At 64.8% G+C, this 21,393-nt stretch carries 20 protein-coding genes; 9 read left to right on the forward strand and 11 right to left on the reverse strand.

Annotated features, from left to right (window positions below; genetic code table 11):
• Positions 1-46: 46 nt before the first annotated feature.
• The 3 genes from glgC to ASF98_RS20015 all read left to right on the forward strand — a co-directional run bounded on the left by glgC (position 47) and on the right by ASF98_RS20015 (position 3,549).
• On the forward strand, positions 47-1,444 hold the full coding sequence (gene glgC, locus ASF98_RS20005; RefSeq protein WP_055805790.1) for a glucose-1-phosphate adenylyltransferase: 1,398 nt from the start codon (positions 47-49) through the stop codon (positions 1,442-1,444).
• 68 nt (positions 1,445-1,512) lie between these two features.
• Entirely contained in the window at positions 1,513-2,964 is a 1,452-nt protein-coding gene (locus ASF98_RS20010) for an SDR family NAD(P)-dependent oxidoreductase (RefSeq protein ID WP_055805791.1), read from the forward strand.
• A gap of 120 nt (positions 2,965-3,084) precedes the next feature.
• Positions 3,085-3,549: a pyridoxamine 5'-phosphate oxidase family protein gene (locus tag ASF98_RS20015; protein ID WP_055805794.1), complete on the forward strand. Its 465-nt coding sequence runs from the start codon at positions 3,085-3,087 to the stop codon at positions 3,547-3,549.
• A gap of 75 nt (positions 3,550-3,624) precedes the next feature.
• On the opposite strand, the gene ASF98_RS20020 is transcribed toward ASF98_RS20015, so the two are convergent.
• Positions 3,625-4,068, reverse strand: a complete 444-nt coding sequence (locus ASF98_RS20020) for a universal stress protein (RefSeq protein ID WP_055805797.1) — start codon at positions 4,066-4,068, stop codon at positions 3,625-3,627.
• Positions 4,069-4,339: 271 nt separating this feature from the next.
• Here ASF98_RS20020 and ASF98_RS20025 point away from each other — a divergent pair, with 271 nt between their 5' ends.
• Positions 4,340-5,104 carry a response regulator gene (locus ASF98_RS20025; RefSeq protein WP_055805800.1) on the forward strand — a complete coding sequence of 255 codons (765 nt, stop codon included), beginning with the start codon at positions 4,340-4,342 and terminating at the stop codon, positions 5,102-5,104.
• Here the strand turns inward: ASF98_RS20025 and ASF98_RS20030 are convergent.
• A complete protein-coding gene (locus tag ASF98_RS20030) occupies positions 5,101-6,798 on the reverse strand; it encodes a GAF domain-containing sensor histidine kinase (protein WP_055805802.1) in 1,698 nt (565 codons plus the stop codon). The genes ASF98_RS20025 and ASF98_RS20030 overlap by 4 nt on opposite strands.
• Positions 6,799-6,953: 155 nt before the next feature.
• On the opposite strand from ASF98_RS20030, the gene ASF98_RS20035 reads away from it, so the two are divergent.
• Positions 6,954-7,439 carry a pyridoxamine 5'-phosphate oxidase family protein gene (locus tag ASF98_RS20035; protein ID WP_055805805.1) on the forward strand — a complete coding sequence of 162 codons (486 nt, stop codon included), beginning with the start codon at positions 6,954-6,956 and terminating at the stop codon, positions 7,437-7,439.
• A gap of 19 nt (positions 7,440-7,458) precedes the next feature.
• Here the strand turns inward: ASF98_RS20035 and ASF98_RS20040 are convergent, their stop codons facing one another.
• The 3 genes from ASF98_RS20040 to ASF98_RS20050 form a co-directional block, all read right to left on the reverse strand.
• Positions 7,459-8,310, reverse strand: coding sequence for a transglutaminase family protein (locus ASF98_RS20040; protein ID WP_055805806.1), 852 nt, complete (start codon positions 8,308-8,310; stop codon positions 7,459-7,461).
• Positions 8,307-9,233, reverse strand: coding sequence for an alpha-E domain-containing protein (locus ASF98_RS20045; protein ID WP_011691978.1), 927 nt, complete (start codon positions 9,231-9,233; stop codon positions 8,307-8,309). Before ASF98_RS20045 ends, ASF98_RS20040 begins: the two co-directional genes overlap by 4 nt.
• 81 nt (positions 9,234-9,314) lie before the next feature.
• A complete protein-coding gene (locus ASF98_RS20050; RefSeq protein ID WP_028269258.1) occupies positions 9,315-10,871 on the reverse strand; it encodes a circularly permuted type 2 ATP-grasp protein in 1,557 nt (518 codons plus the stop codon).
• 233 nt (positions 10,872-11,104) lie between these two features.
• Here ASF98_RS20050 and ASF98_RS20055 point away from each other — a divergent pair, with 233 nt between their 5' ends.
• A complete protein-coding gene (locus tag ASF98_RS20055) occupies positions 11,105-12,130 on the forward strand; it encodes a putative sulfate exporter family transporter (RefSeq protein ID WP_235506118.1) in 1,026 nt (341 codons plus the stop codon).
• 77 nt (positions 12,131-12,207) lie between these two features.
• The gene (gene pepN / locus ASF98_RS20060; RefSeq protein ID WP_055805810.1) at positions 12,208-14,817 is read left to right on the forward strand and encodes an aminopeptidase N; all 2,610 of its coding nucleotides are present in this window, start codon (positions 12,208-12,210) and stop codon (positions 14,815-14,817) included.
• On the opposite strand, the gene ASF98_RS20065 is transcribed toward pepN, so the two are convergent.
• The 5 genes from ASF98_RS20065 to ASF98_RS20085 form a co-directional block, all read right to left on the reverse strand.
• Complete coding sequence (locus ASF98_RS20065) at positions 14,814-15,920, reverse strand: lipoate--protein ligase family protein (protein WP_055805813.1); 1,107 nt, start codon at positions 15,918-15,920, stop codon at positions 14,814-14,816. The two genes, pepN and ASF98_RS20065, sit on opposite strands and share 4 nt — an antisense overlap.
• Positions 15,921-16,010: 90 nt before the next feature.
• Positions 16,011-16,268 (reverse strand): type B 50S ribosomal protein L31, encoded by a 258-nt coding sequence (locus tag ASF98_RS20070; protein WP_011691973.1) that lies wholly within the window; start codon positions 16,266-16,268, stop codon positions 16,011-16,013.
• Between the two features lie 190 nt (positions 16,269-16,458).
• Positions 16,459-17,268: a TrmH family RNA methyltransferase gene (locus tag ASF98_RS20075; protein WP_055805816.1), complete on the reverse strand. Its 810-nt coding sequence runs from the start codon at positions 17,266-17,268 to the stop codon at positions 16,459-16,461.
• A gap of 47 nt (positions 17,269-17,315) precedes the next feature.
• A complete protein-coding gene (locus ASF98_RS20080) occupies positions 17,316-18,101 on the reverse strand; it encodes a sulfite exporter TauE/SafE family protein (protein WP_055805819.1) in 786 nt (261 codons plus the stop codon).
• An 18-nt stretch (positions 18,102-18,119) separates the two neighbouring features.
• A complete protein-coding gene (locus ASF98_RS20085) occupies positions 18,120-18,905 on the reverse strand; it encodes an ABC transporter ATP-binding protein (RefSeq protein WP_055805822.1) in 786 nt (261 codons plus the stop codon).
• Positions 18,906-19,027: 122 nt separating this feature from the next.
• Here ASF98_RS20085 and serB point away from each other — a divergent pair, with 122 nt between their 5' ends.
• Entirely contained in the window at positions 19,028-19,921 is an 894-nt protein-coding gene (gene serB, locus ASF98_RS20090) for a phosphoserine phosphatase SerB (RefSeq protein ID WP_055805825.1), read from the forward strand.
• A 105-nt stretch (positions 19,922-20,026) separates the two neighbouring features.
• Here serB and ASF98_RS20095 read toward each other — a convergent pair whose 3' ends face one another.
• Complete coding sequence (locus ASF98_RS20095) at positions 20,027-20,788, reverse strand: SDR family oxidoreductase (RefSeq protein WP_055805828.1); 762 nt, start codon at positions 20,786-20,788, stop codon at positions 20,027-20,029.
• 203 nt (positions 20,789-20,991) lie between these two features.
• Here ASF98_RS20095 and ASF98_RS20100 point away from each other — a divergent pair, with 203 nt between their 5' ends.
• A complete protein-coding gene (locus tag ASF98_RS20100) occupies positions 20,992-21,372 on the forward strand; it encodes a DUF5655 domain-containing protein (protein WP_235506096.1) in 381 nt (126 codons plus the stop codon).
• Positions 21,373-21,393: the final 21 nt, after the last annotated feature.

Here is a 21,393-nt window from a genome sequence, read left to right on the forward strand (position 1 = left end):
GCCGGACTATTGGGGAAAGATACGAAGGCGTACAGGAGCGACCACCATGCCGTTGAATAAGAAAGTCCTGGCCATTGTCCTCGCAGGCGGCGAGGGCAACCGTCTGATGCCATTGACGGCGGACAGGGCCAAACCCGGCGTGCCTTTTGCCGGAAGCTATCGGCTGATTGACTTTGCACTTTCCAACCTCGTGAATTCCCGTTATTTGCAGATTGTGGTGCTCACGCAATACAAATCCCACAGCCTGGACCGGCACATTTCCGAAACGTGGCGGATGTCCACGCAGCTGGGAAACTACATTGCTTCCGTCCCCGCGCAGCAGCGTGTGGGCAAGAGCTGGTTCCTTGGCAGCGCTAATGCCATTTACCAGTCCCTGAACCTGATCCATGACGCCAACCCGGACATCGTGGTCGTCGTCGGTGCGGACCACGTCTACCGCATGGACTTCGCGCAGATGGTGGAGCAGCACGTCGCCAGCGGCGCCAAGGCAACGGTGGCCGCCGTCCGCCAGCCCCTCAACATGGCCGACCAGTTCGGCGTCATCGAAGTGGACCAGAACGATCCCCAGAAGATTGCGGCCTTCGTGGAGAAGCCGTCCTCAACTCCGGGCCTGGCCGCTGATCCGACGCAGTTCCTGGCTTCCATGGGTAACTACGTGTTCGATGCCGATGCCCTGGTGGACGCCCTGCATGTTGACGCCGAGCGCCTCGACACTAAGCACGATATGGGTGGCGACATCATTCCGTACTTCGTCAACAAAGGCGAAGCAGGCGTTTATGACTTCACGCTGAACGACATTCCGGGTTCCACCGAACGGGACCGGACTTACTGGCGCGACGTGGGCACCATCGACTCCTTCTACGATGCGCACATGGACCTTATTTCCCCGATGCCGGTTTTCAACTTGTACAACTCGGAATGGCCCATTTACACCCGGCAGAGCATTTCCCCGCCGGCAAAGTTCGTTCGCGGCAAGGGAAACACCGTGGGTACGGCGCTCGATTCGATCGTGGCCAGCGGCGTGGTGATCTCCGGCGGCATCGTGGAGGGTTCAGTCCTGTCCAACGACGTCTACGTGGGTACGTCCAGCCGGGTGGTTGATTCGGTCCTGATGGACAAGGTCCAGATCGGCGAAGGAGCCGTAGTCAACCGCGCCATCATCGACAAAAACGTCAAAGTACCCGCCGGCGCAGCGATCGGCCTGGACCCGGAGCGCGACCGGGCCCGCGGGTTCAAAGTCACCGATTCGGGCATCACCGTGCTGTCCAAGGGCCAGGAAGTCCCCGAGCCGGACGACGCCGAACGCGCACTGTCCGCCGCCAACCTTCACTTGGTCCCCAACGCGATAAAGGCGGCAACGGAAAACTACCCGGCTGTGCGGGACACCGTGACCAAGCTGGGCGAAGCCCACGCAGCGACGCTGGGTGTGACGGTCGCCGACTAGGACCCGGATCCCTATCCCCCGAAACCTGACGGCAGGCCGAAGGATTCCCAGGCTGTAAAATTGGACCAATGAACACCGCCGATTTGACGCCTGAGGACATCCAGGCCTGCCTCAAGGTTCTCAACACCATCCACGCCTACGACGAGGAACACCCTGACTACGTCTCGGTGCGCCGCGCCACGGGCAAGATGTTCAAGGCTGTTAAACGCCACCGCCGGGTCACGAAACGCGACCTGATCGCGGAATCGGACCGGGCAGTGATCGCCCAGACGGCCACGGCTGCACCCGACCGGATCGACGACGAAACCCGCGGGAACAAACTGGAACCCTCAGCGACGGGGAAAGTTGCCGGGCACCTCATCAGGTCCCGCCCCTGCTACATCTGCAAGAACCACTACACGCAGGTTGACGCTTTCTATCATCAGTTGTGCCCTGAGTGTGCTGCCTTCAGCCACAGCAAGCGTGATGCGCGCACCGACCTCACAGGCCGGCGCGCTCTGCTCACGGGAGGGCGCGCAAAAATCGGCATGTACATTGCGCTGCGGCTGCTCCGCGACGGCGCCCACACCACGATTACCACGCGGTTCCCGAAGGATGCTGCACGTCGCTTCGCGGCCATGGAGGACAGCGGTGACTGGCTTCACCGGCTCCGGATTGTGGGCATCGACCTCCGTGATCCCTCCCAGGTGATGGCCCTGACCGACTCCCTCGACGCCGCGGGGCCCCTGGACATCATCATCAACAACGCCGCCCAGACCGTCCGCCGGTCCGGGAACGCGTACAAACCCCTGGTTGATGCCGAGGACGAGCCCTTGCCGACAGCCCTTGAAGTAGCCAATGGCGGCCCGGAACTGGTGACGTTCGGCCATGCCCATGACAAACACCCGCTCGCCCTTGCCAGCAGCGTCATGGAGCACCCCGTCCTGGCCGGGGATGCCATCACCTCCCTTGCCCTCTCGACAGGCTCGGCATCGCTGGAACGCATTGCCTCCGGCACGGCCATTGACGCCGGCGGACTGGTCCCGGATCTTGCCGCGATCAATAGCTGGACCCAGGTGGTGGACGAAGTGGATCCGCTGGAAATGCTCGAGGTGCAGCTCTGCAACGTCACGGCGCCCTTCCTGCTGGTAAGCCGGCTGCGTGCAGCCATGAAGCGCTCCACCGCGCACCGGAAGTACATCGTGAACGTCTCGGCCATGGAGGGCCAGTTCTCACGCGCCTACAAGGGCCCGGGCCACCCCCATACGAACATGGCCAAAGCGGCGCTGAACATGATGACCCGGACCAGTGCGCAGGAAATGCTTGATTCCGACGGCATCCTGATGACCGCGGTGGACACCGGGTGGATTACCGATGAGCGGCCCCACTTCACGAAGGTCAGGCTCATGGAGGAAGGCTTCCATGCACCGCTGGACCTCGTGGACGGTGCAGCCAGGGTCTACGACCCGATTGTCATGGGCGAAAACGGCGAGGACCAGTACGGCGTCTTCCTCAAGGACTACAAGCCCAGCCCCTGGTAGGCGCCACAATCCTGGTAAGGCGCAACAACGCAGCTCGTCCGCTATCAGAGGCTGTTGTGGTGCCGCAAGGGGCCCTATGGCCCTAATGGGCATGGCGGCAGGACCGTAACGTGGGTTTACATGAACAACATGACGCCGCCCGAAGGCCAGCTGTCCATTGACCAGTGCTGGGTCATGCTCGACACGGAGACGGTGGGAAGGATCGCCCTCATTGTCGACGGCCACCCCGAGATCTTCCCGGTGAACTTCGTGCTCCAGCGCCGCAGCATCGTCTTCCGCACTGCAGGCGGGACCAAGCTCTGGGCTGCCATGACCGCCAAGCCCGTGGCTTTCGAAATCGACGGCTATGACGCCCATGAAGAGATGGCCTGGAGCGTCGTTGCCCGCGGCGAAGCCGAACTGATCGAGGCCAAGGACGAAAAGGACGAGGTTGATGCCCTCTTCCTGGAACCATGGCAGCCCGGCGACAAGGACTACTACGTCAGGGTCGCGCCAAAGGCCCTGACCGGCCGGCGATTCAAGGTCAAGAAGCCGGACCTGTGGAACACCCGGCTCTCCGATCCCCGGCGCGCGGCTTTCGAGTAGGCAGCGCGGCCTTCGGACAGGCCGCGCACGCCCGGCCGCCGGCGTCTACATTCGCCGGCGTCTACATTCCGCGCGTCAACGCTTCTCCGGGGTGTGCACCACCAGCACCGGGCAATGCGCGTGCGCAACGCAGGCAGAACTCACGGACCCTAGCAGCAGGCCGCCGAAGCCGCCGTGGCCGCGGCGGCCGACCACCAGCATGTCCGCGGTCCGGCTGGCGTCAATGAGGGTATGACGCGGGCGCCCCTGCACCAGCCGGGTCTCGACGTTCGGCGGTGTCTCCGGCCCGAAGGCCTTGGCTACGGATTCGTTCAGGATCTCCCCGGCACGGACATCGAAGTCGTTAATGCCCATGGCCACGTAGCCGTCGTACACGGGTGGGTAATCCCAGCACGCCAGCGCGACAACCTGGGCTCCGAGTTGCCCCGCAAGGCCCTGCGCCCGCTTCAGGGCTTCCACCGACGCGTCCGAACCATCCACTCCGACAACGATGGTACGGACATCCCTGGCCTCATTCATGTCGTTCCCTTTCGCAGGGGCTTTCACGGGTGGAACCCGGCCGCGGACCGGCAGGTGTTCTTCAAGGATGTGTGCCGGAACCGCGCGGTGCTAGGGCCTAAAGTCATGCCCGCTGTGGGTCCAAGGACCCTTGTTGCGCCCGGAGGTGTCAACGAGAATGGCAGGGCCGGATGAGGGAAACCGGGTCCGGACAGACATAATGGGATCTGCACCGCACCGCAAGCCGGTTGCGGACCGATGATGGCGGCTCCGGCCGCCGGACAGGAGGACCATGATTCCTCGGGCAGACCAAGGTCCCACCGCACAGGACGCGCACACTGACCTGATCCGTGTGTTCATCCTCGATGACCATGAACTTGTCAGGCGCGGGCTTCAGGAGCTTCTTGAGGGCGAGGGTTTCCAGGTTGTGGGCAGCTCAGGTTCCGCTGTCGAGGCAACGCGGCGCATCCCCGCTCTGCACCCCGACGTTAGCGTGCTCGACGCCCGCCTTCCGGACGGCACGGGCATCGAAGTCTGCCGGGATGTCCGGTCGGTGGACCCGAATCTCAACTGCCTGATCCTGACGAGTTTCGACGATGAGCAGGCCCTGCGGGGCGCGGTACTCGCCGGCGCCCGCGGTTACGTCCTGAAGGAAATCGGCGGCACTGACCTCATCGGGGCACTCCGGCGTGCGGCTGCCGGTGAGTCGCTGTTCGACGACGGCGTGGCGGCCAGCGTCGTCGAAAGCCTCGTCACGCCCCAGCAGGTGGACCCGAGGATTGCCGGGCTCACACCGCAGGAGCGGCGCGTCCTGGAACTCGTAGGTGGCGGCCTGACGAACCGGCAGATTGCTGGGGAGATGTTCCTGGCGGAGAAGACCGTTAAGAACTACGTGTCCTCGCTGCTGGCAAAACTTGGGTTTGAACGGCGGACGCAGGCTGCGGTGTATATTGCCAACAGCTCCATGCCGGCTGCGTCGTCTTCAGGGCACTCCGCAGCGGCACATTCGTCCTCGGCCCACTCGGCCGGCACCGATTCCGACGGGCACAGGCACTAAAGCGGAACCGACCACTCGAGGCTGGTGCCCGCACCTGGCGCGCCGGTGATGGTGCACGTTCCCTCCAGCATCCTGGCGCGCTCCTCCATGTTGTTGAGACCGTTGCGCTTCGTGGAACCGTTGAACCCGCTGCCGTTGTCCGTGACCAGGACGGTCATCCTGCCGTCCAGGGCAGAAACGGACACCTCGATCGAGTCCGCTCCCGAATGGCGGATGGCGTTGCTCAGCCCCTCTGAAACTACGGCCACCACATGTTCGGCCTTGTCCGGGAGGACTGAGTCAACCGGGCCTTCCAGCATGAGTCCGGGCGCAAAGGGCAGTGACTTGGCCGCGCTCCGGGTGACGCGGCGGAGCCGCGCGCTGAGCAATTCCGTATCGCCGTTGCCGGTCCTCAGCGAGTAGATAGTGTCCCGGAGGCTGCGGATGGCCTCATCGAGTTCCCCGGTGACGGCGCGGATCCGATCCAGGGCAAGTTCTTCCTTCGTGAAGCGGTTCAGGCTTTGGACGCTCAGGCCGGCGGCGAAGAGCCGCTGGATTACGAGGTCATGAAGATCGCGGGCAATACGGTCGCGATCGGTGTACACCAACAGTTCTTCCCGCAGTCGATGGACCCTGGCGAGTTCCAGCGCCAACGCGACATGGGACCCAAAAACAGCGCCCATCTCCACATCGATCCGGCCGTACGGGCCGGCCCCGGAATCCCGGACGAGGAGGAGCAAGCCATGATGGGCGCCCTGGGTGCTGAGTGCCACTGCAAGCAGGGGTCCGGCCACGGTACCTTCCAACACTCCTAGCACGTCGGCGGCGTTGTCCACGAGAACGGGGTCGCCTCCGGAGAGCACCCCCCGGAGCGCTTCCGAATCCAGGGACAACGTCAAGGGGGAAAACAGATCGGCGCCTTCGCCGTCGGCCCCGGCCACGACGTAGCCGTCGCCGTCCGCCGCGGGTTCCACGATCAGGGCCAGCTTGGATCCGGACTCTCGAAGGGCCCTCCCGGCGATGGGACCAAGCCCGGCGGAGTGGGCGGGATCGGTCCCCAGCATCAGCCCGGCAACATCCATGCAGGCCTCAAGCCATTGGGCACGCCGCCTGGCGTCGTCGTAGAGCCGCGCATTTTCGATGGCTACGCCGGCGGCTGCCGCGAGGGCAACGGCCAACTCTTCATCCTCCACCGTGAAGTCGCCGCCGCCCACCTTCTCCGTCAGATACAGGTTTCCGAAAACAACGTCCCGGACCCGGACCGGAACGCCAAGGAATGACTGCATGGGCGGATGGTGTTCGGGAAAGCCGTAGGCCTCGGGATGGGTCCTCAGGTCATGAAGCCGCAGTGGCCGGGGGTCGGAGATCAGCAATCCCAAGACGCCATGGCCGGTGGGGAGGGGGCCGATCTGCTTGGCGAGTTCGCCGTCGATCCCGACCGTTATGAAGTGGCTGAGGGCGCGGTCATCCCCGATGACACCCAAGGCCCCGTAGCGGGCGCGCAGTAGCTGGCAGGCTGACTGGACAACCCGTTCCAGGACGGCGTCGAGGCTCAAGTCCTCTGCAACGGCAACCACCGCTTCGAGCAGGCCACCCATGCGTTCCTGGAACTGGAGGAGTTCACCGGCCCGGGAAACAAAGTCCTTGAGCAAGTCCTCGATCCTGGTGCCGCTTGGCGCGGTGTATCGCCCCGGGCCGTCGCCATCGGCATGCATATCCACAAACCACTCCTGACCGCGTCCGTCCGCTCCGGCGTCGTGAGGCCACAATACCGTTAAGGCAATCACCATGGGGTGAGTGGGGTGTCGATTTGGCGGCAGGGACCTTGGGCCCTAGCTTTCCGGACCTACCCTCGCTTAGGCTCGGCGTCATGAGCACTGATCCTAAACCGGGCGCTGACCATCCGCACGAAGTCGAAAACCTTGACAATCACGAATGCTGGCGTTTGCTGCGGAGCGTCTCAGTGGGCCGGCTGGCAGTCTGGGTCGAGGACCACCCGGACATCTTCCCCATCAACTACAAGGTGGACCACGGAACTCTCGTCTTCCGCACGGCAGATGGCACCAAGCTGCAGGCAGCCACGGGCGACACTCCTGTTGCCGTGGAGGCAGACGGCGTGGATGCGGACAGCGGCGTCGCCTGGAGCGTGGTGATCAAAGGGCAAGCCGCGCCGGTCAAGAACCAGCAGGAGGTTCTGGACACTGTGGGACTGCTACTTTTCCCCTGGCAGGCCGGCAAGAAAGAGCACTTCGTCCGGATTACACCGGACACGGTCACGGGCAGGCGTTTCAAGGTCACTCCCCCGTTGACCTGGTGGACGCCGCTGGATGACGCCACCAGGTCCGGGTACGAATAAGCCTGCCAAGGCCGCCGGCCTACGCCAGACGGGTGATTTCGACGCTCACGTTCAACGCGGAACCTCCGCCGCCTGACAGGATGCCCTTGAGCGGCGGCACATCCCGGTAATCGCGTCCGCGTGCCACGGTGACATGGAAGTCGCCGGCCGGTTTGTGGTTGGTCGGGTCCCAGCTGCGCCATTCGCCGTCCCACCACTCCAGCCACGCGTGCGACTGGCCTGCCACCGTTTCGCCGATGTCCGCCGTCGAACGCGGGTGAAGGTAACCGGAGACGTACCGGGCCGGAATACCGCAGCTGCGCAGCGCCCCGATGGCGAGGTGCGCCAAGTCCTGGCAGACGCCCTGGCGTTGCCCCCAGGCCTGCGCGGCGTTGGTGGTGACGCCGGTTGAGCCTTTCATATAGGTCATCTCGCCGCGCATCCATTCGAAGATGGCCATGGCGGACCCGTGCGGATTCCTGCCTTCGACGATCCCCGGAATGATCCCGAGGACTTCGTCTCCGGGACCGCTCAACCTGGACTGCGGGACCCAGTCGCTGAACTGGTTAAGCGTCTCAGGCGCCTGCAGCACGTCCCACGAGACGATGTCGCCCTCCGCCGGGACGCGCTCTGCACGGTGGACTTCGACCGTGGTGGTGGCGACCACCTCCAGGTACTCGTGCGGCATCTGCATGTCGAAGGCAGTAACGCGTGTGCCCCAGTAGTCGCGATAGCTGCTGATGGCGGCCTGCGACGGCGCAACTTTCATGGACGATTCCAGCACTACCTGCTGCGGATCCGTCAGCGGCGTCATGCGGGCTTCGTTGTACGAGAGCGTGACTCGTTTGTTGTACTTGTAGCCGGTTTTATGGATGATGCTCAGCCGGGTCATGAAACTTCTCCCACCCAGGCCAGTTCGTCCGCCTGATTGAAGTACTTACGGGAAATGGCGTCGGACGCCTGCGACACAGCCTTCTGGACGCGCTCCATGTGCTCCGGCAGTTCGGACATGAGGTCGTCCGTACGGTGGAACTCCAGGAAGGTCCGGGCCTGGCCCACGATCCGGCGTGCGTCGTTGATGAAACCGACACGCTGGGCGGAAGGGTCGAGCTTCGCCAGGCACTCATCAGCATCACGCAGGGCGTAGACGATGGAACGCGGGAACAGCCGGTCCAGCAGCAGGAACTCGGCGGCATGCTGGTCCCCGAAGGCGGCCCTGCGGGTCCGGAGGAAGGACTCATATGCCCCGGCGCAGCGGAGCATGTTGACCCATGACATGCCGGCGGAGAGCACATCGCGGGTTGAAAGCATGCGTGCCGTCATGTCGGCACGCTCCAGGGAACGTCCCAGGGCCAGGAACAACCAGCTGTCGTCGTGGCTCACGGTGGTGTCCGCCAGGCCGCTGACCATGGCCGTGCGCTCCAGCACCCAGTGGCAGAACCGGTAGGTGCCGACGACGTCCTTGCGGTGCTGGTTCAGGCCGTAGTAAGTGGTGTTCAAGCTTTCCCAGAGCCCGGAGGAAACCGTTTCGCGGGCACGGCGCGCGTTTTCGCGGGCAGCACCCAGCGATCCGGCGATCGATGTGGCGCTCTGTTTGTCGTAGGCGAGGGCGTGCAGCAGCTCCTCGAGGCCGAATTCGTCGCTCTCGGGCCGGGCTCCCATAACAGCCAGGAGTTCCCGGGCCACATTGTCCCGTTCCTCCGTGGGCAGGTGGTTGAGCCGCTCAAGGTGGACGTCGAGGATGCGGGCGGTACCGTCAGCCCGCTCCACATAGCGGCCGATCCAAAATAGGGACTCAGCAATACGGCTAAGCATTCGCGGCTACCTCCTGCGGGTCCGAAATCTGCATGTACATAAAAATGGAAACTGGTGCGGGGAGCTCCCGACGGCGGCGGCTCACTGCTGCTGTTCCGTCTGGCGGTCGCGCCAGTTGCTTTCGACCGGCCACACCGAAACCCGCTCGCGGACGGTGATGGACGGCCTGGGCAGGAGCTCCACCGGAACCTCGGGAGAATCCGACAGCACCCACGTGTCCTTGGACCCGCCGCCCTGGCTGGAATTGACGATCAGCGAACCCTCCTTGAGGGCAACCCGCGTCAGTCCGCCCGGAAGCACCCAGACTTCGTCGCCGTCGTTGACGGCGAACGGTCGCAGGTCGACGTGCCGAGGGCCAAACTTATCACCGCTGAGGGTGGGAACCGTAGACAGCTGCAGGACCGGCTGCGCAATCCAGCCACGGGGATCCGCGATGACGCGCTTGCGGAGCGCCTCGAGTTCTTCCTTGGACGCGTCGGGCCCGATGACCAGGCCCTTGCCGCCGGAGCCGTCCACCGGTTTTACCACCAGTTCATCCAGCCTGTCCAGGACGTGCTCACGCGCTTCCTTCTCCTCCAGCCGGAACGTGTCCACGTTGGCGATCACGGGCTCTTCGTTGAGGTAGTAGCGGATGAGGTCGGGCACATAGCTGTAGACGAGCTTGTCGTCGGCTACGCCGTTGCCCACCGCATTGGCGATGGTCACGCCACCGGCGCGGGCCGCATTGACCAGACCGGGGCAGCCCAGCATGGAATCGGCGCGGAACTGCAGCGGGTCGAGGAAGTCGTCGTCAATCCGCTTGTAGATCACGTCAACGCGCTGTTCGCCGGCGGTAGTACGCATGTACACCCGGTTGCCGCGGCAGATGAGGTCGCGGCCCTCAACGAGCTCAACGCCCATGAGACCGGCCAGCAGGGTGTGTTCGAAGTACGCGCTGTTGAACACGCCGGGCGTGAGGACCACTACGGTGGGGTCGTCGACGCCGGACGGTGCCGTCTTGCGGAGTGCCGACAACAGCCGGCGGGGGTATTCCTCCACCGGACGGATCAGTTGCTGGCCGAACGCCTCGGGCAGGCCCTTGGCCATGGCCCGGCGGTTTTCCAGCACATAACTTACGCCGGAGGGTACCCGCACGTTGTCTTCGAGCACCCGAAAGGTTCCCGCAGCGTCACGGACGACGTCGATCCCCGAGATGTGGACGCGCACGCCGCCGGCCGGCTCGAAACCGTGAACCTGGCGATGGAAGTGGGCACTGGTGGTGACGAGCTGGCGCGGGATGACGCCGTCTGCCACGACCGTCATCTTGTCGTAGACGTCATTGAGGAAGGCTTCGAGGGCACGGACCCGCTGGGCCACGCCCTTCTCCAGGACGGTCCACTCATCGGCAGGGATCACCCGGGGGACGATATCCAGGGGAAACGGACGTTCCTCTCCGGCGAAGTCGAAAGTGACACCGCGGTCCAGGAACGTACGCGCCATCGAATCGGCACGGGCAGTGACATCGGTGAGGGAAAGTTCCCGGAGGGCACCCGCGACCTGTCCGTAGGACTTCCTGGCTTCTTGGCCGGGTGCAAACATCTCGTCGTAGGCGCCGGTGCGGCCGGCAGCCTCGGAGTAATCCTGGAATAGGTCAGACATGGTCATTAGCCAACCACCTTTTTGTTTCGAATTCATTACTGATGCCCATTGGGGCGTGTTGAAGCCACCCTTCCGGTTCGTGTTTTTCCGCACTGTTCCGGCAAGGTAGGTGAGTGCCATTGCCCAGATTCCCCGCCGCCCTCCAAGGGCGGATCTCCACACGGATCCCACCCCTGTTGCCGGGACTACTCACTGCCGTTTTCGCCGTCGGGGTGGCCTTTACCGTACACGCAATGGTGCCTGTCCTGCCCGCCATGACCGTCGCCGTGGTGCTGGGCCTGCTCGCTGCGAACCTCCCCGGCACGGGAACCTGGGCGGCGGGGCGGGCGCGTCCGGGGCTCGACTTCGCCGGCAAGCACCTGATGCGGGCCGGGATTGTTTTCCTCGGACTGAAAGTAAGCGTGCTGGACGTCCTGGGGCTTGGCTGGCAGTCGCTGCTGCTGATCACGGGGGTGGTTCTGGTCAGCTTCGTCGGAACATACGGGATTTCCCGGATGTTCCGGCTGACCCGCGATGCCTCCCTGCTCATCGCCACCGGCTTTTCAATCTGCGGCGCCTCTGCCATTGGGGCGATGGCGGCGGTCCGCAGGATCCGCCATGTGGACACCGTCCTGCCGGTTGCACTGGTCACGCTGTGTGGCACGTTGGCCATCGGTGTCCTGCCGCTCCTCCTGCACCCGCTGCAGCTCACTCCTGAAGTGTTCGGCGCGTGGACCGGGGCTTCGGTGCACGACGTCGGCCAGGTGGTGGCCACCGCACAGACCGCAGGCACCGGTGCATTGGCGATCGCCGTCGTCGTGAAGCTGACGCGGGTGGTCCTGCTGGCCCCCATGGTGGCCGCTGCGGGGATCCACCAGCGGTCGGCCATCAACCGCGATAAGCGCAACGGGGCTGTGCCGGACGGGGCTGTGCCGGACGGCGCGGGGACGGACGGGATTGCCCGTGCGGAGTCGGGCGGCCCGGCATCCGACGCCGACGGTGCGGAGCTGCGGATGCCGCCCGTTGTTCCGCTGTTCGTCATTGGATTTGTGGCCATGGTGGGCGTGCGGTCCACCGGGTGGCTGTCCCCCGGTTGGCTGGAGGCGGCGGCCGCCGTGCAGGACCTGCTGCTCGGCACGGCGCTCTTCGGCCTGGGCTCGGCGGTTCGGGTGCGAACCCTGCTCCACACCGGCGCCAGGGCCCTGTTGGCTGCCCTCGCCGCGTGGCTCCTCATCGCCGCCCTGGGCCTTGGGGCTGCCATGCTGATCGTTCAGCCGTGACTGTCTGGTCCCACCCGGACAACGGCACCGGAACTGCGGCACCGGTGATCCGGCTTGCGCCATGATTCAATAGCTTGGTGTCGAATGAGAACCTGCAACGCGATGAAGCGGCTAATCGCTCAGCCCTGATCACCACCCATAGCTACGACGTTTCGCTCGACGTCCGCACGGCGCTGGATCCGGAGGTTACCGGCTACACCAGCCGCAGCGTTATCAACTTCTCCGCCCGGGAACCCGGCGGCTCCACATTCCTGGACTTCATCAGCAGCGACGTGCACAGCGTGTTCCTGAACGGGAAGGGGCTGGCCGTCGCCGACGTCGTGGACGGATCCCGTATCCGGCTCGACAACCTGCGGGCCGAAAACCAGGTCACCGTCACCGGGACCGCGCTGTACAGCACATCAGGGGAAGGCATGCACCGCTTCTTCGACCCCGCCGACGGCCAGTGCTACCTCTACACGCAGTACGAGCCGGCTGATGCCCGGCGGGTGTTCGCCAACTTTGAACAGCCCGACCTCAAGGCGGAATTCACGTTCCATGTGATGGCTCCCTCCGACTGGCAGGTCGCTTCGAACGGCGCCGAGGCAAACCGCACGCAGCTGACCAGCGATCCCGCAACGAGCCGCTGGGACTTCGCACCGACGCGGCGAATGTCCACCTACATCACTACGGTGCTGGCAGGGCCTTACTTCAAGGCTGAGGACCACTGGAGCGGAACCCTGGAGGACGGCACTGCGCTGGAAATCCCGCTGGCGCTCTACTGCCGCAATTCCATGGCAGGATCCTTCGACACCGGGCACCTGTTCCAGCTCACCAAGCAGGGTCTCGGATTCTTCAACAACCTCTTCGACTACCCCTACCCCTGGGGCAAGTACGACCAGGCGTTCGTGCCCGAATACAACCTCGGTGCCATGGAGAACCCCGGGCTGGTCACCTTCACTGAAAACTATGTGTTTACGTCCCGGGCCGCCGATTCCCAGTACCAGGCACGCGCCAACACCCTGATGCACGAAATGGCACACATGTGGTTCGGCGACCTCGTGACCATGCAGTGGTGGAACGATCTCTGGCTCAAAGAGTCCTTCGCCGACTACATGGGCACCCTGGGCGTGGACCGCGCCACGGACTGGGACACGGCCTGGGTGAACTTCGCCAATAACCGCAAGGCGTGGGCCTACGTCCAGGACCAGCTGCCCACCACCCACCCGATCGTGGCTGACATTCCCGACCTCGAGGCGGCCAAGCAGAACTTCGACGGCATCACCTACGCCAAGGGCGCGTCCGTGCTGAAGCAGCTGGTGGCCTACGTCGGCTTTGAGGCGTTCATCGCCGGCTCGCGCCGGTATTTCCGGGACCACGAGTACGGCAACACCACCCTGGCGGACCTGCTGGCCGCGCTTGGCGAGGCGTCCGGCCGGGACCTCGCAGCATGGGCCCGCCAGTGGCTGCAGACTTCAGGGATCTCCACCGTCACGGCAGAAATCGAAGAGCACGACGGCGTGCTGGGCAGGGTGGCCCTCGTCCAGGAGGCAGTGGACCCGGTCACCGGACAGCAGGAACTGCGGCCACACCGTCTACGGGTCGGGCTGTACGATTTCGACGCCGACGGGTTGCTGGTCCGCACGGACAGCGTGGAGACCGACCTGACCGGCCAGAGCACGGTGGTCCCGGAACTGGCGGGCAAGCCTGTGCCCGCCCTCCTCCTGGTCAACGACGACGACCTCAGCTACGTGAAGGTCCGCTTCGATCCCCGATCGGAAGCCACCGCGCGGGCGTCCCTCGGCGCCCTGCAGGACCCGATGGCGCGGGCGCTCTGCTGGACAGCGCTCTGGGATGCAGCCCGCGACGGTGTGGCACCGGCGGACAGCTACGTTGCGGCCGTGGAGAAATTCGGCGCCGCTGAAAACGGAATCGGCGTCCTGCTCAACGTGTTGGGCAACGCTTCGACCGCCATCGACCGCTACGTCCCGGTTTCCGTGCGGGACTCGGTTCGCAACCGCTTCCTGGACGTGGCTGCCCGGGAACTTGGCGCAGCCCGGCCGGGTTCGGACCACCAGCTTGCCTGGGCAAGGACCCTCGCCGCCACGAGCAGGCAGTCAGCAGGCCGGCTAGGCCTCGTGAGGGGGATCCTGGACGGCACAACCGTCGTCGAGGGCCTGGCGGTGGACCCGGAGCTCCGCTGGAGCCTGTGGCATGCCCTGGCGGCCAACGGACAGGCAACGGAGGCTGAACTGGACGCCGAACTTTCCCGTGACACCACGGCTTCGGGCCGGGCGGGCCACGCCACGGCGCTGGCAGCCCGGCCCGAGGCGGCCGTCAAAGCCGCAGCCTGGGATGCCGCCGTCAAAGGCAGCGCTCTTTCCAACCAGCTGCTCAGCGCCACGATTGCCGGTTTCAACACGGCACCGGGCGGCCTGCTGGACCCGTTTGTGGAACCGTACTTCGAATGCCTGGAGAACGTCTGGGCGGAGCGCAGCATCGAGATCGCCAGCCGGATTGTCCGCGGGCTCTATCCGGCTGGCCAGGATTTGGACGGCAGCAGTCCGGACGCCCACGCCGTGATCGTCCGGACGGACGACTGGCTCGCCGCGCACCCGGAGGCTCCACGGGCGCTTCGCCGCATCGTCATCGAGCAGCGGAGCCACCTGCACCGTTCCCTCACAGCACAGGCTCGCGGACGGGGCTAAGGCACCCGGTGCAGCCATTCCGAGGTGCCGAATTTCGCCGTCACGCGATCACGGGCGGCGGCCAGTTCTCCGTCAGTCAGGACTGACGGAGTGGCCCCGTAGCGGCCGCTGAACACATCCATCATGGCCGCAACAATTTCCGTTCGGGCCAGGCCGGTCTGGCGGCGCAGCGGATCGACGCGCTTTTTGGCACTGGCGGTGCCTTTGTCCGAGAGTTTTTCCTTGCCGATCCGGAGGACCTCCACCATTTTGTCGGCGTCGATGTCGTAGCTCATGGTGACGTGGTGCAGCATGCCGCCGTTGGCCAGGCGCTTCTGGGCGGCACCGCCGATCTTGCCCTGCTCCGTGGCAATGTCGTTGAGGGGGACGTAGAAGGCACTGATGCCCAGTTTCTCCAGTGCAGCCATGACCCAGGCGTCCAGGAAAGCGTAGGAGTCGGCGAAGCTGATGCCGTCCACAAGGGTCTGGGGCAGGTACAGCGAGTAGGTGATGCAGTTGCCCGCTTCCATGAACATGGCTCCCCCGCCGCTGATCCGCCGGACCACGCTGATGCCGTGGCGTGCCACGCCCTCGGGATGGACCTCGTTGCGGACCGACTGGAAACTGCCGATCACAACTGACGGTTCCTCCCAGTCCCAGAACCGGAGGGTCGGGTTACGGCGCCCTGCCCCCACTTCCTCGGTGAGCACCTCGTCCAGGGCAACGTTGATGTGCGTCGGCAGGACCGAGGGCGCGATGACATTCCAGTGGTGGTCTGCCCAGCCGGTCGCCTTCGCGAGGGCCCTGCGGACAGCGATGGACACGGCGTCGGCCGAAAACCCGAAGAGCACAGCGTCTTCGGGGAGGCCGGCGGCCACAGCGGCGGAGATGTCCGCCGCTGCAGTTGTTTCCGATAACCCAGTCAGGGCGCGGTTAATGTCCAGCAGCGCTTCATCGGGTTCCAGGAAGAAGTCACCGCTGACGGAAACGTGCGCGAGGCGGCCCCCGACGACGTCGAAATCCACCACAACGAGCTTGCCGCCCGGGACCTTGTACTCACCGTGGCGCCGGCCGCCGTCGTGCGTGCCGTCCGCCGGACCGGTCTCAAAAGGAGGGAATGTCATGCATCCCATCCTGCCCCACCAACGCAAAAGCCCGCATCTTCCGGAATTCCGGAAGATGCGGGCTTTTCCAACTGCCTTGGGGAGAAGTTGTTACTTCTTGCCGCCGAAGCCCTTGAAGCGAGCGTTGAAGCGCTCGACGCGGCCTGCGGAGTCCATGATGCGCTGCTTGCCCGTGTAGAACGGGTGGGACTCGGAGGAGATTTCGACGTCGATGACCGGGTAGGTGTTTCCGTCTTCCCACTCGATGGTCTTCTTGGAAGACACAGTCGACTTGGTCAGGAACTTGACGCCGGAAGCCAGGTCGTTGAAAACAACAGCTTCGTACTTCGGGTGAGTATTAGACTTCATAATTGGACCTTCGTTCGCACAACTGGATTTTGCCAGCTGCCAGGTATGAATGGGATGAGGGTGCGGGGGCAACGATGATTGCTAAAAAGCCATGCAAACACCGGGTGTCCGGACCAACACTCAATCCTAGCCTAAACACGGTTTCGGCACGAATCAGAGGGGCGCGAACCGGGCAGGGTGGCGGGCGGGGTCAGCCCTTCGGGCGGAGTTCCCAGAAAGCGACGGCGGAGGCCGCCGCGACGTTGAGCGAATCGACTCCCGCCCGCATGGGAATCTTGACGGCGAGGTCCACGGCGGCGAGCGTCTCCGGGCTCATGCCCGCTCCTTCGGTGCCCAGCACTAGCGCGAGCTTGTCCGGGTTGCGGGCGGCCAGTTCGTCGAGGTCCACGGCGTCTCCCGTGAGTTCCATGGCCGCCACCGTGAAGCCCTGCTCCCGGAGGACTTTAAGATCGCCCGGCCACGACTCCAGGCGCGCCCACGGAACCTGGAACACGGTACCCATGCTCACGCGGACACTGCGCCGGTAAAGGGGGTCCCCGCACCGTGGCGAGACGAGCACGGCGTCCACGCCCAGGGCGGCCGCGGACCTGAAGATGGCGCCGACGTTGGTGTGGTCCACGATGTCTTCGAGGATCGCCACCCGGCGTGCACCGGCCAGGAGTTCGGGCAGCGGCACGGGTGCCGGGCGGTGCATGGCCGCCATGGCGCCGCGATGCAGGTGGAATCCGGTGATGTCTTCCAGCAGCGCGGCGCTGCCGACAAACACCGGGACGTCCGGAAACTGGGCAAAGACGTCGGTCAGGTCCTCAAGCCACTTCTCGGCAAGGAAAAAGGAGCGCGGCCGGTGACCGGCAGCCAGGGCGCGCCGGAGCACGCGCGATGATTCCGCGATGTACATGCCTTCCGCGGGTTCCCGGACCTTGCGCAAGTGGACGTCCGTCAGCCGGGTGTAGTCGGACACCCGGGGATCATCAGCGGATTCGAGGTAGTGGAAAGTCACTGGAAGTCATTTCATCGGGACGGGTGATGCGTCGGGTCAAGTGATGGTCATTTGAACAGGTTCGCGATCATGAACCCCAGGGCCACGAGGCCCAGCGCGAAGATGACGCCGCGCAGAACGGGCGGGGAAAGCCTCCGGCCCACCTTGGAACCGACGATGCCGCCGATCAGGGAGCTCACCGCGATAATGGCCACAACCGGCCAGTTGATGCGCCCGAATGCGAACAGCAAATAGGACGCGGCCGCCACGATGTTCACCCCGAGGACGAGGATGTTCTTCATGGCGTTGGCGTTCTGGATGGTTCCGGTCATAAACACGCCCAGGATGCCCACCAGGAGGATGCCCTGCGCGGCCACGAAGTAGCCACCGTAGACACCGGCCAGATACACCAGCACGATCAGGAGCACGCCGTGGCGCTTGTCGTTGATCGCGTGCTCGGGGTTTGCCTCCCGGTTGCGCACCCACTGCTGGAGCCGGGGCTGGAAGACTACCATCAGCAGGGCGAGCACAATCAGAGCAGGCGCGGCGTAGTGGAAGACTTTCTCCGGCAGATGCAGCAGCAGCCAGGCCCCGCTGATGCCGCCCAGCAGGGATGCCGGCAACAGCCGAAGCAACTGCCTGCCGCGTCCCGCGAGTTCTTTCCGGTACCCCCAGGCGCCGGCGGCGTTCCCCGCCACCAGCCCCATGGCATTGCTAATGGAGGCTGTTACCGGGGTAATGCCCAGGGCAATGAGAACAGGGAACGTGACCAGGGTGCCTGAACCTACAACACTGTTGATGGTTCCGGCCCACAGCCCCGCGAAGAAGATGAAGACGCCGTTGAGTAACTCCACGCTTGGAAGGCCGCCGGGTCAGCGGCGTGCGGTGGCGGCGTAGCGTCCCGCGTTGACCGTGACGTCGAGCGGCAGGCCAAAGGTCTCGCTGAGGTGCTCGGAGGTCAGGACTTCGGCAATCGGACCGGCCGCCACAACGCTGGCATCGCGCATCAGCATCGCGTGGGTGAAGCCCGGCGGAACTTCCTCGAGGTGGTGTGTCACCAGGACAATCGCCGGGGCAGCCTCGTCGCGTGCCAGTTCACTGAGGCGGTGCACCAGGTCCTCGCGGCCGCCGAGGTCCAGCCCTGCCGCGGGCTCGTCCAGGAGAAGCAGTTCCGGGTCTGTCATCAGGGCACGGGCAATCTGGACCCGCTTCCTTTCGCCTTCGGACAGGGACGCGAACGCACGGTTCAGGAGCGGACCCATCCCCCACTCGTTCAGGAGCCGGAATGCACGGCGTTCGTCGTCCTTCTCGTACCCTTCGCGCCAGCGTCCGGTCACTCCGTAGGCAGCCGTGACCACTACGTTGAGTACTTTCTCCTGCTCGGGAATCTGGTTGGCAAGGGCAGCCGAGGACAGGCCGATGCGGGGCCGGAGTTCAAAAACGTCAACAGCCCCCAGCATCTCTTCCAGGATGCCGGCCATCCCGCTCGTGGGGTGGAGCCGTGCCGCCGCAATCTGGAGCAGAGTGGTCTTGCCCGCGCCGTTGGGTCCGAGGATTACCCAGCGTTCGCCTTCTTTGACCTGCCAGTCCACTTTGTTGAGGAGCGTTTTGGCTCCGCGGACAACGCTGACAGCAGCCATTTCAAGAACATCACTCATAGGAGTAGACACTAGGACAAAACACGGCGCGACTGATAACTGATACACCACGCCCGGGGCCTGCAACAGGGCGGGACGAAACGAATTCGGGTGCCGCGAGTGCGCTGGCTAAGATTGCAGCCATGAGTTCGAACGTGACTGCGGTCAGCTACGGCGTCAAATTGTCCCCTCCGGAACTGGAACACCTCCGTTCCCTGCTGACCGGAGCAGGCGCTTCCTTCTCCGCAGAATCCCGCGGCGGCGACCACCGCTTTGAGGTGTACACAGTGGATTTCTCCGTGGAATCCGGCACCGCTGCCGAGATCGCCGCGCTCCGCCATGCCGTGGCTTCCGCCGGCTTCACCGCGATGGACACGGCCATTGTCCCGGCCGTCCTCCGGGAGGCACCCCGCAAGTTCCTCATCATGGATGTTGATTCCACGCTGATCCAGCAGGAGGTCATCGAGCTGCTGGCCGCCTACGCCGGGAAGAAGGAGGAGGTCACTGCGGTCACCGAAGCGGCCATGCGCGGCGAGCTCGACTTCGCCCAGAGCCTGCATGCCCGGGTGGCGGTCCTCGCCGGGCTGCCGGCCGACGTCGTCGATTCCGTACGGGCCGAGGTGAAACTCAGTGAGGGCGCAGCGGACCTCGTGGCAGCGTTCAAAGCGGCAGGTCACGCCGTGGCAGTCGTTTCGGGCGGCTTCAACCAGATCCTGCAGCCCATCGCGAAGGACCTCGGGATGGATCACTGGATCGCCAATGAGCTGGAAATTGTCGACGGCGCGCTGACGGGCAAAGTGCTCGGCGCGGTGATCGACCGTGCGGCGAAGGAGAAGTACCTCCGCGAGTGGGCTGCCGCCGAGGGCATCCCCATGGAACACACCATCGCCGTGGGCGACGGCGCCAACGACCTGGACATGCTTGGAGCCGCCGGAATCGGCGTGGCCTTCAACGCCAAACCCGCGGTGCGCGCAGTCGCGGACGCAGTAGTCAACATGCCCTACCTGGACGCCGTGCGGCACATCGCCGGGGTCTGAGGCATTAGCCGCTTGAGGCATTAACCGCGAGATGGCACGCCGCGGCAATGTTCCTGGGAACAATTGCCGCTACGTGCCATCTGGGCGGGCTGGGCGCTAAGGGTCCTAGCCGGCCTGGCCGGTGCTCTTGCCGAAGTAATCGGCACCGCCGGCGTATTCGGTGTGGCCTGTTTCGACGTCGGCAGTCACCATCTTGGCGATTTCCGCGGCGAACTCGGCGACGGAATACAGCTTGCCGGCCTCGGCCCGGCGGGCCTCGATGGCGCCCGGGTTGGAGCGGTCAAGCAGCGTGGCCGTCACGGTTCCTTCGATCATGTCGCCGGAAACCACCACGAAGGAAATGCCCTTGTCGGCAAGGTTCGGGATGAGGGCGCGCAGGGCATCCTCGCCGGCCCGCTTGCTGCGTGCTACCGGCTCGTACTCCGGCATGGTGGGGACCGAATCGATGAAGTGGGCCTGGTGGCTGGTGACAAACACCACGCGGGAGCCTTCCCGCATCAGCGGCACGGCGGCGTTGAGCATGTTGACCTGGGCATCCCGGTTCAGCTTCAGGGCGTAGCCCTCTTCCATGCCCGATTCCATGCCGCCGGAGGCGTTGAGAACCAGGACATCGAGCGTGCCGAAGTTTTCCATGGCGGCGCTGGCCAGTGCCTGGACGCCTTCCTGCGTGGTCAGGTCGGCGCCGACCGCCGCGGCACGGCCGCCGGCGGCCTCGATTTCGGCCACAACCTTGTTGGCACGCGGTGCCTTCTGACGATAGTTCACCACGACGGCGGCACCTTCGGCAGCGAGGAGCTTGGCAACATCAGCGCCGATCCCCCTCGACGAACCGGTCACAATGGCAGTCTTGTTGTCCAGCAATCCCATTCGAGCTCCTTTGTTCCAAACGTCCAAAATCTGTCGGTCTGCCATCCATCATGCCAGCGGACGGGAAGAATCCAGTTGTTCAACGTCAACAAAGAAGCGGACCGGGGATAGTTGCGGCGAGGCGCATGCCATTGCTGGGCCCCGGCGGACCGGCGTAGGCTCGCCGCCATGAAAGCCAGGGACCTCCCGTCAGAAGTCGCGCCATGATGACCCGCGGTGCCGCCGAGGAGTCCACCCCGGAGGAGGTCTTCCGCGGTTCCCCGCTGGGCCTGGAGTTACTGCGGCAGGTGGAGGGCATCCTGGCCGCGTACCCGCCGTCGACCATGAACGCCACCAAAAGCCAGGTGGCGTTCCGCGGACACCGCGGATTTGCCTACATGTGGTGGCCGGCCAGGTACATCAGGTCGGACGTGCCCGCCGTTCTGTCGATAGCTTTGCCGCGACGCATCGATTCGCCCCGGTTCAAGGAAGTGATCAGCCCGGCCCCCGGCGTGTGGATGCATCACCTGGAGCTGCGCTCCCGGGCCGACCTCGACGACGAAGTGGCGGGCTGGCTTGGCGAAGCACGCAGGGAAGCGGGCTGAGGGCCACGCCTGCCGTTGGGG

It is taken from the genome of Arthrobacter sp. Leaf337, from assembly GCF_001423745.1.
Taxonomy (GTDB): domain Bacteria; phylum Actinomycetota; class Actinomycetes; order Actinomycetales; family Micrococcaceae; genus Arthrobacter.